This is a genomic window from Maritalea myrionectae DSM 19524, assembly GCF_000423365.1.
GTDB classification, from domain to species: domain Bacteria; phylum Pseudomonadota; class Alphaproteobacteria; order Rhizobiales; family Devosiaceae; genus Maritalea; species Maritalea myrionectae.
In genome coordinates this window covers 707,033-722,274 of sequence record NZ_AUHV01000003.1, presented here as the reverse complement: position 1 = coordinate 722,274, position 15,242 = coordinate 707,033, and the positions used below count along the sequence as shown (strand labels likewise).

Here is a 15,242-nt window from a genome sequence, read left to right as displayed (position 1 = left end):
TTACTCCTCGGACTGCATCAATGCCTGGTAAGCGGCGTAATCGGATTGCATTTTCAAAAACACTTGATATTTCGCGTCATGGTAGCGACGTATCGCTGAACCGCGCGGTGATATTTGAGCGGCGCCGCCGCTCATCATTTTCATGGCTTGCTCTAATGAGTTGAACTGTCCGCCTGCCATCGCGCCCAACATGGCACTCCCCAGCAAAACAGGTTCTTTGGTCTCGGGGACCAAAATCGTGCATCCCGTCGCGTCGGCATGTTCGCGCAAATACAGTTTGTTTTGTGCCAGCCCGCCGCTCACCACGATGGTATCGATCCCCACACCTTTATCGTTGAGCTGCTCGATGATCTGACGGGTGCCATAGGCGAGGGCTTGCAGCGTTGCGAGATATTGCTGGGCAAGGCTGGCTAGATCAGTTTGTGGTGTGAGACCAACAATCGCCCCTTTGCGCGTTGGATCGGCCAAAGGTGATCGATTGCCCAAAAAGTCCGGCTGCACATGTAAATCTGACGTCAATAGATGGGTCTGGGTGTCCTCACCGGACAGCGCCTCCAGTTCGGCCTGTAAGATTGTGTAGATATTGGTGTTGTTGGCCGCAGCCTTCTCTCGCAACTCAGGTGCGGCCGCATGGCCCGCAATGATGCGGTCAATCAGGGCGCCGGCAAAAGACTGACCGGCCTCATTGACCCAACGTTCTGGCGTCAGGCTGGAAAAATATGGTCCCCACACCCCGGGCACAAATACCGGGTCTGGTGTGGTGACGATATGGCAGGCAGAGGTGCCGGAAATCAGCGCGAGTTTTTCGCCTTGCCCGGCATCAGTGCCAGTGGTTTCGGTGCCCAGCGTGCCAAGAGCGCCCGCATAAGCATCAATCAAACTTGTGCCGACCGGCGTGCCCGGCTGCAGGCCAAGTTCGGCTGCAGCTTGTTCGCTCAGTCCTTCGCCGACGCTTGTGCCAGGCTGAGCAAAGTGCTGGCCAATTTTGCGGGCATTGTCTTCGAGAACCTCATCTAAATCGAGTGCGGCGAAAAAGGATTCGCTCCAGCCTTCTCCCTCGGTGCCCTTTGGCGATTCATAGGTCCATTTGCAGGTGGAGCTGCATAGTGACCGCACAAACGTGCCGGTTGCGCGATGCACCAGCCAGTCGGGGAGATCGAAAAAGTGCGCGATGCGGCCAAAGCTTTCCGGCATGTTTTCTTTCAGCCACAAAAGTTTAGGCACTTCCATTTCAGGCGAAATTTTGCCGCCGGTATATTGCAGGATCGGATCGTTTAGCGCCTCAATGCGCTTGGCCTGGGCGGTCGCGCGATGATCCATCCAAACAATGATGTTGCGATCATCCTCGCCGGTTGGGCTGATGGTCACAGGCCCATTGTTTTCATCGACCGCCACCAAAGAACACGTCGCATCGAAACCGATTCCGCAGACTTGCGCCGCGGATATGCCGCCTTGTTCGAGTGCGGCATGCATGGCGTGGCAGATTGCAGCCCAAATGTTGGTTGAGGACTGTTCGGCATAGTCGGGCTGCGGGTGCCACATGGTGATGTTTTTTGACGCTGTGCTTTGCATTTCGCCTGATTCAGAAAAAAGGCCAACGCGTGCACTGCCTGTGCCAACATCGATGCCGGCAAAAAAGCGATTGGTCATGTTTGGTTACCCGTTACTTCAGCTAAATAATCAATCAATTTTGTAAGATCGATGTAACATGTTACCTTGACATCACGCAACTTAATTGTAACAACTTGGGCGAAATCGCGTGGGACATTGCCTTTGCCGCTTTAGAAATTGCGCACACCGCAAGCTAAGGCAGATCGGCGAAAAGAGCGTGGTTGCGATGTCACAGTCCGGTTTGAAATCGGCTGGGGATATCTCAGTTAACCGAACTCGATCAATGCGATCAGAAGGGTTCAAGGACTTGCCGCGATGAGAAATCGCGGTGAAAATTGTTTGGAGGAGACCTATCAATGATGAAATTTACTCGCCGCGTGGCGTTGGCGTTAACAGCCGCAGCTTTGGTCAGCCCAGCGCTGGCCGCGGATAAAATTACGCTGCGGATGTCCACACCAGCGTCTGACACCGATCAGCGTTCTGTGGCCCTGGAAGAGATTTTTGCGCCAGCAGTTGCAGACTTTGCGACATATGAACCGCACTATAATGGTTCTTTGATCAAGCAGGGCGCAGAGCTCGAATCGATTGCCTCAGGTGACTTGGAAATGTCGATTGCCTCAGCACAGGAACTCGCGCAGTTCTTCCCTGAGTTTTCTATTTTTGCAACTGGCTATGTGCATCAGGATGCCGAGCATCAGGTGCGTGTGTTCAACGATCCTTTGATGGATCCGTTTAAGGAAAAAGCAGAGGCAGAGCTTGGTGTTAAGCTGCTGACTGTGATGTATCTGGGTCGTCGTCATGTCAATTTGCGTCAGACCAAGGAAGAGCTGACCGTGAATACGCCTGACGATCTTGCTGGCATTAATCTGCGTATGCCGGGCACCGATGCATGGCAGTTCCTGGGCAAGGCATTGGGGGCAAACCCAACACCAATGGCTTTCACTGAAGTTTATACAGCCTTGCAGACTGGCTCCGTTGACGGCCAGGACAATCCTTTGCCGACCGTGGTTGATGCCAAGTTCTATGAAGTGACCAATCAAATCGCGTTGACATCGCATCTGGTCGATTTGAACTATGTGGCGCTGTCAAAAGCGGCTTGGGATTCCCTGACACCAGAACAACAGGCGACCATGCAAGAAGCGGCTGATGCCGCAGCGGCAAGTGCACGTGAAAAGCAGTTGCAAAAAGAAGCTGATCTTGTGGCGTTTTTGGAATCTGAAGGTTTGGAAATCTATGAGCCAAATCTAGAAGCGTTCCGGGAGCACGTTCAAGCCCAGTATGTGGGTTCAGAGTTTGCCAAGTCTTGGCCTGAAGGCGTTCTGGCCGAAATCAACGCGCTTGGAAATTAATCCGCTTTCAAAGTATGGAGAGAGGCGTTTAATACGCCTCTCTCGATAGTGTCTAACTACAATGTTTATCCACCCGGGTGGATGCATTTGTCCAAGGTAGAGTTTGATGAGGCAGATTTACGCCGCATTTGTGAAGTTCGCCGAGACCATCGCTGCCCTCATGATGGCTGCGATGTTTTTGACGTTCATATTGCAAATTTTTGTCCGATATTCGGCCCGTTTGGACTGGCTGGCTGAACTCTTCCCCTTTCTCACCCCATCCAATTTTGGGTGGACGTTGGAATTTTGCCTTTTTCTCTGGGTTTGGCTGGTGTTCTGGGGAAATGCCTTTGTGGTGCGCCAACACGATCATGTCAGGTTTGACATTCTTTTTAACATGGTCAGCCCTGCAATCCGGCGCTGGATCGTCATCCTGTCAAGCACAGTAATTTGCTTGGTCTTGCTGTTTTCGATTGAACCCACCTGGTCCAAATTTGCGATTTTGAGGCTTAAAAAGACTGCAAGCCTGGGCGCTGTTTTTGGCGATTGGGTGCGCATGCGAGACATCTATTCCATTTACATTTTGTTCCTTGCCGTTGTTGCGCTCCGCTATGGTTGGGCAGCGTACAAAGCCATCCGGTTTGGCGCTGAGGATCATGTCGTGTCAGTTCAGGATAGTACCGAAAAATGACCCTTGAATTCATCCTGTGTATTTCGACGCTTGTTTTGTTTGCAGGCATCGGAACGCCGATTGGTCTGTCTATTCTAATCGCCGTTAGCGTGTATTTGCTGGTGAGCGGCGTCGGTATGGGCGTGGCAGGCAAAGTGTTGATGGACGGCCTTTACCAAGGTTTTGTCCTGCTGGCGGTGCCCCTATTTATTGTCGCCGCCAACATCATGAATGCCGGCTCGATCAGCGACAGGCTTCTGGCCTTTTGCGTGGCGCTTGTCGGTCGTTTCCGCGGCGGCATGGGACATGTGAATATCGTTGCATCGCTCATTTTTTCAGGCATGTCAGGTTCTGCCGTGGCCGATGCGGCGGGTATTGGCAAGATCATCATTCAAATGATGACCAAGAGCGGTCATTACACGCGCGGATATGCGGCGGCGATCACAGCGGCCTCGGCTACCATCGGGCCCATTATTCCGCCTTCCATTCCAATGGTGCTCTATGCCTTGGTGTCCAATACATCCATTGGCTATTTGTTTTTGGGCGGCATTGTGCCTGGCCTCTTTATGGGCGGCGTCTTGATGCTGATGAACTGGTATCTGTCCAAAAGGCGTGGATTTGCGTTTGAGGAACCGACACCCTTGCGGGAGTTGCCAGCCAAAACCTTTAATGCCTTCCCGGCACTGCTGATGCCCGCGATCCTGCTCTATGGTATTTATGGCGGCGTGACCACGCCTACCGAGGCAGCGGCTGTCGCGGCATTGTATGCTTTGGTGTTGGCCGGGCTCTTCTATCGCACCTTAACATTCAAATCTTTGCTGAATATTTTGGTGGACAGTGCGCGTTCGTCTGCGGCGGTTGGCTTGGTGATCGGTGGTGCCCTCATTTTGAATTATGTCGTCGCCTCCGAGAATATACCGACGCTTTTGGCGCAGCACCTGGTGGGTCTGGAAATCGATCCTTTGCTGTTTTTGCTGAGCGTTAATCTACTGTTGCTGCTGCTGGGATGTGTGCTCGACGCGACCACGATTATTCTGGTGATCATTCCTTTGTTTATACCGGCCTGCCGGGAGTTGGGAATCGATCTGGTGCATTTCGGGGTCGTGGCGGTTGTGAACTCGATGATCGGGTTGATCACGCCACCTTATGGGGTGTTGCTGTTCGTTATATCAGCGGTTTCTCGTATCCCGCTGTCCGAGATCATCGCCGAGGTTTGGCCGTTCCTATGTGCGCTGCTCTTCGCGCTGTTGTGCATGGTGCTTTGGCCAGAGCTTGTCCTAACCCTCCCACGTCTATTCGGCTATGCCGGATAGGCGCTTAAGGTGGTGTGTTTTTAATGTATCATTTCGAAATGTAATGGAGCGGATATGAAATTTTTCGTCGACACAGCAGAAGTCGCTGAAATCAAAGAACTCAACGAATCTGGCCTTTTGGATGGTGTCACCACCAACCCAAGCCTGATCGCCAAATCCGGCCGTGACTTTATTGAAGTGGTGAAGGAAATTTGTGACCTGATTGACGGTCCTGTTTCCGCTGAAGTGGCCGCCACAGACTATGATGGCATGGTGAAAGAGGGCGATTACCTCGCCTCACTGGCCGACAATGTGGTGATCAAACTGCCTTTGACCATGGATGGTTTGAAAGCCTGTCGCTATTTCACCAATAAGGGTGTGAAAACAAATGTCACCCTTTGCTTTTCCATCAACCAAGCCCTGTTGGCCGCCAAAGCTGGCGCAACCTATGTGTCGCCCTTTATTGGCCGTTTGGATGACATCAATTTGGATGGCATGCAGTTGATCGAAGATATCCGCACGGTTTACGACAATTATGGTTTTGAAACCGAAATTTTGGCGGCGTCAATCCGTTCAGCCAACCATGTGAGCGATAGCGCGCTTGCGGGTGCTGATGTGGCGACGATCCCACCAGCAGTGATCCGCAAACTGGCCGAACATCCATTGACCGCAAAAGGCCTTGAAGCCTTCGTCAATGACTGGAAATCAACCGGTCAATCAATCCTTTAGTTGAAGTCGAATACTAGAGGCCGACTAAGCATTGGATTAGATGCAATAGATTAGTTGAGTGATCGAAAAAATAGTGTGCGAACGGTGTTCGAACCCAAATGCCGATTTTTCTTAGCAGTTTTGATCGGTTTCAATAGAGAGTTCAGCTTGCTGCATCAATCTGTCTATCAAATGCAAACGGAATGCAGGGCCATAAATATAATCGTTTATATTTTGGGAATTATGTGCCATAAAATTGCTGAGGTGTGATTCCGGTTGCTGAATCTACTGGCGCGTGTTGCGGTTGGCGAGGAGAGTCTATGTTTGAGTTGGGTGTTTGTTATTATCCGGAGCAGTGGCCAGAGCATATGTGGCAACAGGATGCTCAGCGCATGGTTGAGCTGGGCCTTAGTTGGGTTCGGGTTGGCGAGTTTGCATGGTCACTCCTCGAGGAAGAAGAAGGTGTTTTCGATTGGGCGTGGCTAGACCGTGCGGTGGATATCCTTGGTACGGCTGGTTTGAAGGTTGTTATGTGCACCCCTTCCGCAGCCCCCCCAAAATGGCTAGTCGACCAACATCCAGATATTCTTCCGGTCGCTGCCGATGGGCAGGTGCGAAAGTTTGGGGCGCGCCGCCATTATTGTTTTTCCAGCGATGTTTATCGTGAGCATGCAGTTCGGATTGCGGCGGAGTATGCCAAACGATATGGGGCGAACCCTTTTGTGCAAGCTTGGCAGATCGATAACGAATATGGCGATCACGACACAATTCACAGCTATTCAGAAAATGCCAAAAAGGCATTTCAACGCTGGCTGGCTGTTCGCTACCAAACTATCGAAGCGCTCAATGAGGCATGGGGCACCGCTTTTTGGAGTATGAAATATAATCGTTTTGATCAGGTCGAGCTGCCCAATGGGTTGGTGGAAGAGCCAAGCCCAACGCACCTTCTGGATTATCAACGGTTTGCTTCTGATGAAGTGGTCAGGTTCAATCGCGCGCAAGTTGATGTTGTGCGAAAATATGCGCCAGGGCGCCCTGTTACCCATAATTTTATGGGACACAATGTGGACTTTGACCACTATAAAGTCGGGGATGATTTAGATTTTGCATCCTGGGATAGCTACCCCATGGGTGCGCTGGTGCATAGTGGAATGGACGATCAGGAGAAAGCGCGCTTGCTTCGCACCGGCATGCCGGATCAGCCTGCATTTAACAATGATCTCTATCGGCGCATCGGACAAGGGCGCGCGTGGATCATGGAGCAACAGCCTGGTCCGGTAAACTGGGCTGAGCACAATCAATCCCCCCATGATGGTATGGTACGGCTGTGGACCTGGCTTGCTTTTGCGCATGGCATTGATGTGGTGTGTTATTTTCGCTGGCGGCAATCAAGATTTGCACAAGAACAGTTTCATGCCGGTTTACTGCTGCCCAATGACGACGCAGATCAGGCTTATTATGAGGTCGCGCAAGTGGCCAAAGAAATGGCTGTTTTACCTTCGGGAATCGCCGACAGAGCGCCTGCACGCGTTGCATTGGTACTGGACTATGCCTCGCGCTGGGCGGCAGGTAGCCTGCCTCAAGGCGCTGATTATTCAAGCGCACGCAATATGATGAACTGGTATCAGGCCCTTTCGGCACGCGGTGTGGATGTTGATATTGTGGGGCCGCAAGATGACATGGCCGCTTATGATTTGGTGATCTTGCCCGATGTGATTTTGGAAGATGGCGACCTGGCAGAAAAGCTGGCGTTGAGTAAAGCCAAAATCTATCTGAGTGCACGCACCGGTAGTAAAACACAAAACATGCACATTCCAGACCATTTGCCGCCGGGTGAATTTGCGCGTCTTGTTAATGTTAAGGTGAAGCGCGTTGAATCACTACCCGATTATTGCGGGGATCACATAGAATTGGATGGGCAAAACTATCCTGTTGGCAATTGGCGTGAATGTATTGAAAGCGATGAGGCCATTCTGGCGCGCTTCAAATCTGACCATCGTGATCAATCACCCGCCTTGGTGGGAAATGATAAATGCTGGTACGGCGCCGCCAACTTTTCTGGTGCGCTGTTGGACGTACTGGTGGATAAGCTTTTGCTCTGGGCGGGCGTACCTGCCGTGCAGTTGAACGCTGACGTGCGGATTACTCAAAGAGGGGAATTGCATTTTGCCTTCAATTTTGGCGATCGGATGGCGGAAATTGACGTGCCCGCCGAGGCGGAAATTTTGCTCGGTCAGGCCAAGGTTGCGCCGCGTGATTTGGTTATCTGGCGGATTTAGTAATTAGAGATGCCAAGGTATGCGTTTAACTGTTTGATATATTTAGCCAAATTTTTCTTTAACGGCACATCTAAAATAATTGAATTTAAACTTTACATCTTAAGTTAAACGTTTATATTTTTGATAAATGCCAGGGAGAGGGAGACACATGGCAGGCGTAAAGATCGATGGGTTGGAAAAGAAGTTTGGCAGCCTTCGGGTCCTTAAAGGGATTGATCTCGATATTCGCGATGGCGAGTTCGTAAGTTTTTTGGGACCATCGGGCTGTGGCAAAACCACGCTTTTGCGCTCTATTGCTGGCCTCGAAGAGATTGATGAGGGGCAAGTTGTGCTAGGTGGGCAGCCAATCAGCAAACTGCCGCCTGCCAAGCGCGACATAGCTATGGTGTTTCAGAATTACGCGCTTTATCCGCATATGAATGTCTACAAGAACCTGTCGTTTGGGTTGTCTCTCAATGGCGTGCCCAAAGCGCAGATTGATGAGCGGGTGCAAAATGCAGCGCGAATTCTGCAAATTACGGAACTGTTGAAGCGCCGTCCGAAGCAGCTGTCCGGTGGTCAAAGGCAGCGAGTGGCGATTGGTCGGGCAATCGTGCGTGACCCAAAACTGTTTTTGCTGGATGAGCCTTTGTCCAATTTGGACGCAGGCTTGCGCGTCACAATGCGGGTTGAGCTGGCAAACCTCCATAAACGCCTCGGTGTCACGATGATTTATGTGACACACGATCAGGTGGAGGCGATGACCTTATCAGACCGCGTGGTGGTGTTGGACCAAGGCAAAGTTGCCCAATTCGGTACGCCGCTAGAGCTGTTTTATGCGCCGCGAAATCTGTTTGTGGCCAGTTTTATCGGTTCGCCCAAAATGAACTTTTTGGATGTGTCGGCCAAGAGCTCTGGCGAAAAAGAACTTACTGTCAGTGCTGCCGGAATGTCTGGTGAAATCAAAGTGGCGCTCGAAGGGGCGGCAAAAGATGTCGTTGGCCCGCACACTTTGGGCATTCGTCCAGACAATATTGAACTGGTCGCGCAAGACGAGGCCCATATGAACGGCCAAGTGTTGCTGGTTGAGCGCCTCGGCACTGAAAGCCAAGTGCATATCAAACTCGAAAATGGCCAAACATTTGTAGCAATTGCCCGCGGCACCCATCCTGCGGCGACGGGCGACGGTGTTTATCTGAAATTTCCTGCTCAGCATTGCCACATTTTCAATGGGGAGGGGCAGGCATATCCGCGTGAATTGGATGCGGAAACACGATCACTGATTGATCGACAAAAGTCGCTGCATGGTGCGGCGCAAAGAGGAGAGGAAAAATGAAACATTTGAAGAAGCTGGCCGTGGCGTCTGTTTTGTCAGTCGCCGCACTGTCAGGTACGGCTCTTGGGGAGGAGACCCTACGCTTTGCCACTTGGGATAGCGATGAGAGCCTTGAAATTCAAAAAGAAATTGCACGCCGGTTTGAAGCTGAAAATCCCGGTGTGAAGGTGCAAGTTGAGCCATATGCAGATGGTTATGACCAAAAGCTGATCGCCTCATTTGGCGCCGGTAATCCGCCCGATGTGATGTATATGTGGAACTATCCCAAATATTACACGTCATTGATGCCACTTGATGATTTTATGGCGCGCGACGCGGATGCTATGAACTTGGATGATATTCCGCCTGGATTGATCAACACCACGCGCATTGACGGTGATGCCTATGGCATGCCGGCAGGCTTTACCACTCATGTTGTGTTCTACAATAAGGACATGTTTGAAGCAGCAGGCGTTGAAATGCCAAGTGAAGATTGGACCTGGGCTGAGCTGCGCGAAAAGGCAGCGAAATTCCGTGATGAAAAAAATAAGGTCTATGGCTTTGCAGTCGAAGCCAAACCTGACCCATTTGATTATGAGCAATTCTTCTGGTCAAACGGCACGCGCTTTATCGCAAAAGATGGTTCTGCGGTTGATGGCTATATGAACAGCCCGGAAGCCGTGGAAGTGCTGACCATGTTTGCGGATATGGCTGCGAATGAAGAGGCAGTTGTGCTCGGCATTGGCGACAATAGCTCCGGTTCTGCACTGTTTAAGGGCGAAAAGCTGGCCATGTATCAATCGGCCATGTGGTCAAAAGGCGGCTTCGACGAAGCTGGCATCAATTATGGCGTGGCAAAGCTGCCATCCTTTGGCGACAAGCCCGTGCACTCGTCCATCGGTGCGTCAGCCATGTCTATGGCCAAAGACACAAAGAACCCAGATTTGGCATGGGAGTTCATCAAGTTCTTCTCATCAGCTGAAGCGGTGAAATTGCGCACGAATGATTTGCCAATCCGCACAAGCGTTGCTGAAGAAATGGAAATGACAACCGATCCGATCTTCAAGCCGTTCTTTGACATGTTGGCGGTTTCCGACAGCGAGTCAAACGCATTCCTGAAACACGAAAATTGGGGCAAAATCCAAGCGAACCTTGAGCGCGCGATTGAAGCCACAATGATCGAAAAAGGCAATGCGAAGAAACATCTTGATGACGCTGTAGCTCGTTCGCAGCGCCACCTAAACTAACCCACGATAGGGGGGATGGATATTATGTCTGGAGTTCAAGATCGGCAGTATCAACGACAAAAATTCGTTGATAAACTCACGCCATATTTGTTCATCTCCCCTTGGATATTGGGCTTTTTCTTCTTCACCCTTGGCCCGTTGGTATTCTCGTTCGTGATGAGCTTTTACGATTGGCCAGTGGTGGGGGAGCGCGAATTTATAGGCACCCAGAATTATGAAGTGATGCTGACCCAAGACCCGCTTTTCTGGGATAGCTTGTGGGTTACCATTAAATTCGGCCTGTTTTTCGTGCCGTTTAATATCATTCTCGGCCTTCTGCTGGCTGTTTTGCTCAATCAAAGGGTGATCGGCAGCGGTATTTTTCGGACGATATTCTATCTCCCAAGTGTGATTTCCGGCGTGGCGCTTGTCACCATCTGGGCTTGGATCTATAGCCATGAATATGGAATCCTGAACTTCTTGCTGGGTCTCGCCGGTATTGATGGGCCAAATTGGCTAGGGGATCCGAACTGGGCGCTTCTTGCCATTGTGATCGCGTCACTTTGGGGGCTTGGCGGCACTATGTTAATCTTGCTGACGGGTCTGCAATCCATCCCGAAAGAGCTTTACGAAGCTGCAAAAATGTCAGGTGTGCCTGCATGGGCCCGACTCATATTCATTACCATTCCCATGTTGTCGCCGATGATCTTGTTCACTTTTATCACGTCAATCATTGCGGCGTTTCAGCAATTGACTATCGCGCTTTTGCTCACCGGTGGCGGGCCGCTCGAAAGCACATATTTCTTCGCCATGTATATCTATGACAATGCCTTCAAGCATTTCGAGATGGGCTATGCCGCCGCCAACTCTTGGGTGATGTTCCTGATCATACTGGCACTATCCATGATGGTGATGAAATCATCATCGGCTTGGGTTTATTACGAAGGCGAGATGAAAAAGGGAGGCAACAAAGATGCTTAGAACCTTCACCTATGGCACGCTTATCTTTTTGTCCGCTTTGTTCATACTGCCATTCTATTGGACCTTTATCACTGCTGTAAAAGACATTTCAGAGCTTTATCAATATCCGCCTGTATTCTGGCCGAGCGATGTACAGTGGGAAAACTTCATCACAGCCTGGTTTAAGCAACCCTTTGACGTCTATTTCAAAAACTCAGCCATCGTCGTGGTTATGTCCACCATCGGGCAGTTGTTTTCGTCCTCGTTGGTGGCCTACGGCTTCGCCCGGTTTCAGTTCAGAGGGCGTGACGTGATTTTTATCGTTCTGCTGGCCACGATGATGATCCCATGGGATGTGAAAATGATCCCGCTCTATATGGAATTCAACATGCTGGGTTGGATTAATACGCTTAAGCCATTGATTGTTCCCGCCTACTTTGCCGAAGCCTTCTTTGTCTTTTTGCTGCGGCAATATATTATGACTGTGCCCATTGAGATCGATGAGGCCGCGCGGATGGATGGGGCCAATGCGTGGCAGATTTATTGGCGTATTCATTTGCCGCTAATGATGCCCGCGCTTGTGCTGGTGGGCACGTTCCACTTTATGAATGCATGGAACGACTATCTGGGGCCGCTGATTTTCCTCAATGACCAGTCGAAATATACGCTCACGCTTGGCCTTTCCATGTTCAAAGGGCTGCATGAAACTGATATTACGTCGATTGCGGCGATCACCGTGCTGCTTTGTATCCCACCGTTGATCCTGTTTTTCTTTGCTCAACGTTATATTATGGACGGTGCCATTGGCTCGTCGGTAAAGGGTTAGGCGATGCTGTTTGATTTCGATAAGGTGCCATTCTCGCGGCACCAACGCTTTACAACATTGTCTATGATGGGGGAGGGCGCAGATCGCGCCCTTCATCTGCGTTTTGTAGCCGGTGGCGACGAGCGCCCTAGCCTTGGCAAATTGTGCCACATACGGTTTGAAGATGAAGCGGGCCGTGAATTAACCCCGACTTTTGAACTTACGCCCTCGGCGTTGAATGTGGCGCTCTATCTCGGCGAACAGAAAGTAGCCAATGCCGCATTTGCTATCGGTGAAGGCGAGGTACTGCATATAAAATCTGACGGCGCAGTGATTGTTTTTGCCCTCAACGGCTCGCGCTATGATTATGCTCATAAAACGGCGCTTGGTGCGGATTGCGTGGTTGCTGCGGGTGAAAATTTGCGGCTCACGCCCTTCGCACATAAGGGAAATGTCAGTGTGTCAGGCCAATGGCGACGCGATCATGCGGACAATGTTGAGGTTTGCTTTTCCGGCGTGGCGTTGGACGCCGGCCTTATGTTGCATGAGCGTCTGGCTCCGAATGTGCCCAATAGGGGTTTTGCGGAGGCCACAACACAAAGCGCAGCTTCCTTTGCAAGTTGGTGTTTGTCGTCAAAAGGTGAAGCCGCCGAATTGGCTTCATATCTTTTATGGGCCAATACCGTGCCGATGAAGGGCGCGCTGACGGCCCCCGCTATATACATGTCGAAGAACCATATGATCAATATATGGAGCTGGGACAATGCGTTTTCCGCACTCGGTGTAGCAGAAAATGATCCGCAGTTGGCCTTCGACCAGTTTGCCGCGATCTTTGATCATCAGGACGAAAGCGGCCTGTTACCCGATTTTGTGCATGACAAAGGCGCGTCCTTCAGCTTCACCAAGCCACCAGTGCATGGATGGGCGATCAGTTTGATGTTGCAACGCAATTCTGATCAGTTTTCCGCCGATCAATTGGCCTATTTGCGCGAAAAGCTAGTGTGCCAGTTCAGTTATTGGATGACCCATACGCGGGCAGGTGATCAATCATTGCCGAGCTATGCCCATGGCAATGACAGCGGTTGGGACAATGCTAGTTTCTTTGCAGAGGGTGGGCCGGTAATTGGGCCGGACCTGCCAACCTTTCTGGCACTCACGGCGCGTGCCATCGCGCAATTGGCGCATAGCGCTGGTGAAATCGCGCAAGCCAGGCATTTTGAAGTACAAGAGGATCGGCTGATTGCGCTGTTGCTGGATCAATTGTGGGACGGCCTAACCTTTCAGGTGCGTCTGCTGCACGAACCGACAAAACCCTTGCCGGATGAGAGCCTTATCCAGTTTATGCCACTTTTGTTGGGCGGCAAGCTGCCTGCGGAAATCAGTGCAAAACTGCTTCAGCGATTTGACGATCTCGGCATGGTGACCGCATGGGGGCCGGCTACAGAATCACCCAAGAGTAATTTTTACGAAGATGATGGATATTGGCGTGGCCCAATTTGGGCGCCTACAACGCTTCTTATTGTTGAAGGCTTGCGTGCTCAAAATGAACATGAACGCGCCCACGATATCATGCAAAAATATCAGCATTTGTGCGAAACATCGGGCATGGCTGAAAATTTTGATGCGCTAAGTGGGGTTGCCTTGCGCGACAAAGCTTTTGCATGGACATCAGCGGTTTATTTGCGTTTTGCCCAACTATTGGCTAACGATTTCGGGAAGGAAATTTGAGCAGCCATATGTCAACGCGCCCTACAATTAAAACTATTGCCAAGGATACGGGTCTGTCGACGGCCACTGTGTCTAAAGCCTTGAACGGGTCGCCGCAGGTGAGGCCAAACACCCGCGATAAGGTTTTGGAGGCGGCGAAAAAACTTGGCTATGAGATTAATCTGAGTGGAGTTCAGCTGCGCACCGGCAAAACACACCAGATTGCAATGATCACCGTCATCTCTTCTCCCCATGATGATGAATGGAGTGGTGTCGGTTATGCGCAGCTTGTTTATGGCGTGTCGGATGTGTTGCACGACACGCCCTATCGCGTGGTGCAGTACCAAGCCAGCTCGTATGAAGAGAGTTTCGAGATTATTCGGCGTATTGTCGCCAACCGCAAGGCCGACGGAATTATTCTGCCAGGCACCCGCGCTCAGGATGAGCGTGTTGAATATATGCAGCTGCAAGAATTTCCCTTTGTTACCTATGGCATGACCACGCTGGCGCAGCCTCATGCCTATGTGGATACGCACAACCAGCGCATCGTTTCGATCTGCGTCGAGCGACTGATCGCAAAAGGGCATCGCCGGATCGCGATGCTGAATGCAGATGCGGTGTTGATGTATTCTCAAGCGCGTGAGCGGGCCTACTGTCAATCGCTTGAAGCGGCGTCGCTTCCCTTCGATCGCGAGTTGATCGCCAATGGTGAACTCACCCCGGCGTTTGGACGCGAGCAATTCTTTGAAATGTCAATGTTTGATGCGCCACCTACGGCTTATTTCTGCGCCAATGAGGCGACGGCCATGGGTGTTTTGTCAGGATTTCACGTGCGCGGCTATGAGCACGGGCGCGAAGCGGTTGTAATTGCGACCGATGATTTGAACGTCTCGCAATATTTTTCACCCCCTATCACCACTTGCTATCTGCCCATTTCCAAACCCAGCCGCGTGCTTGGCGAATTTATGCTGAGACTGCTCAATGGTGAAGCGCCGGAAAAACTACAAAAACTGTTTGTGCCTGACCTCATTGAAAGATCGTCAGACGTGTCTGTCATCAAATAAAATGGGTCATGTTCTGATTTGAACACGCCCTAGTTTAGGTCGTCGCGATCTGAAACCACTCATTGAGTGATGGTATTCCAAGCGCAACGGTCCAGGGTTCTGCAGCATTGGTAACTGCCGAGCGGCGTGAAACAATTTCTTCCGCGTAGGGTTGGGTCTATCTGTGCTCAATATCTTGCCGGCTTGGCAGAAGGTAAGTGTACACAATGGGTTTCCACGGTTCTTGGCTTCGCAGTGACAGTTATTCGCGGTCTTTCGACTTAGGCATTTAAGCTTTCATGTGCGCCTCGTTTTGACG

12 protein-coding genes are annotated in these 15,242 nt (G+C 51.1%); 11 read left to right on the top strand and 1 reads right to left on the bottom strand.

Annotation, left to right across the window (positions count from 1 at the left end; translation table 11 throughout):
- Window positions 1–1,650: an FGGY-family carbohydrate kinase gene (locus G549_RS0109600; protein ID WP_027834854.1), complete on the bottom strand. Its 1,650-nt coding sequence runs from the start codon at window positions 1,648–1,650 to the stop codon at window positions 1–3.
- 317 nt (window positions 1,651–1,967) lie between these two features.
- Here G549_RS0109600 and dctP point away from each other — a divergent pair, with 317 nt between their 5' ends.
- From dctP to G549_RS0109540, 11 genes are all read left to right on the top strand, one after another.
- Entirely contained in the window at window positions 1,968–2,960 is a 993-nt protein-coding gene (gene dctP / locus G549_RS0109595) for a TRAP transporter substrate-binding protein DctP (RefSeq protein ID WP_027834853.1), read from the top strand.
- Between the two features lie 106 nt (window positions 2,961–3,066).
- A complete protein-coding gene (locus G549_RS0109590; RefSeq protein WP_027834852.1) occupies window positions 3,067–3,630 on the top strand; it encodes a TRAP transporter small permease in 564 nt (187 codons plus the stop codon).
- Window positions 3,627–4,922: a TRAP transporter large permease gene (locus G549_RS0109585; RefSeq protein WP_027834851.1), complete on the top strand. Its 1,296-nt coding sequence runs from the start codon at window positions 3,627–3,629 to the stop codon at window positions 4,920–4,922. Before G549_RS0109590 ends, G549_RS0109585 begins: the two co-directional genes overlap by 4 nt.
- Before the next feature lie 54 nt (window positions 4,923–4,976).
- Window positions 4,977–5,630, top strand: a complete 654-nt coding sequence (gene fsa, locus G549_RS0109580; protein WP_027834850.1) for a fructose-6-phosphate aldolase — start codon at window positions 4,977–4,979, stop codon at window positions 5,628–5,630.
- 299 nt (window positions 5,631–5,929) lie between these two features.
- Window positions 5,930–7,888 carry a beta-galactosidase gene (locus G549_RS0109570; RefSeq protein ID WP_027834849.1) on the top strand — a complete coding sequence of 653 codons (1,959 nt, stop codon included), beginning with the start codon at window positions 5,930–5,932 and terminating at the stop codon, window positions 7,886–7,888.
- A gap of 148 nt (window positions 7,889–8,036) precedes the next feature.
- A complete protein-coding gene (locus tag G549_RS0109565) occupies window positions 8,037–9,203 on the top strand; it encodes an ABC transporter ATP-binding protein (protein ID WP_027834848.1) in 1,167 nt (388 codons plus the stop codon).
- A complete protein-coding gene (locus tag G549_RS0109560; RefSeq protein ID WP_027834847.1) occupies window positions 9,200–10,429 on the top strand; it encodes an ABC transporter substrate-binding protein in 1,230 nt (409 codons plus the stop codon). Before G549_RS0109565 ends, G549_RS0109560 begins: the two co-directional genes overlap by 4 nt.
- Before the next feature lie 24 nt (window positions 10,430–10,453).
- Window positions 10,454–11,389, top strand: a complete 936-nt coding sequence (locus G549_RS0109555; RefSeq protein WP_246778363.1) for a carbohydrate ABC transporter permease — start codon at window positions 10,454–10,456, stop codon at window positions 11,387–11,389.
- A complete protein-coding gene (locus G549_RS0109550; protein ID WP_027834845.1) occupies window positions 11,382–12,194 on the top strand; it encodes a carbohydrate ABC transporter permease in 813 nt (270 codons plus the stop codon). Before G549_RS0109555 ends, G549_RS0109550 begins: the two co-directional genes overlap by 8 nt.
- Window positions 12,195–12,197: 3 nt before the next feature.
- Entirely contained in the window at window positions 12,198–13,901 is a 1,704-nt protein-coding gene (locus G549_RS0109545) for an amylo-alpha-1,6-glucosidase (protein ID WP_027834844.1), read from the top strand.
- Between the two features lie 8 nt (window positions 13,902–13,909).
- Complete coding sequence (locus tag G549_RS0109540) at window positions 13,910–14,944, top strand: LacI family DNA-binding transcriptional regulator (RefSeq protein WP_027834843.1); 1,035 nt, start codon at window positions 13,910–13,912, stop codon at window positions 14,942–14,944.
- Window positions 14,945–15,242 lie beyond the last annotated feature (298 nt).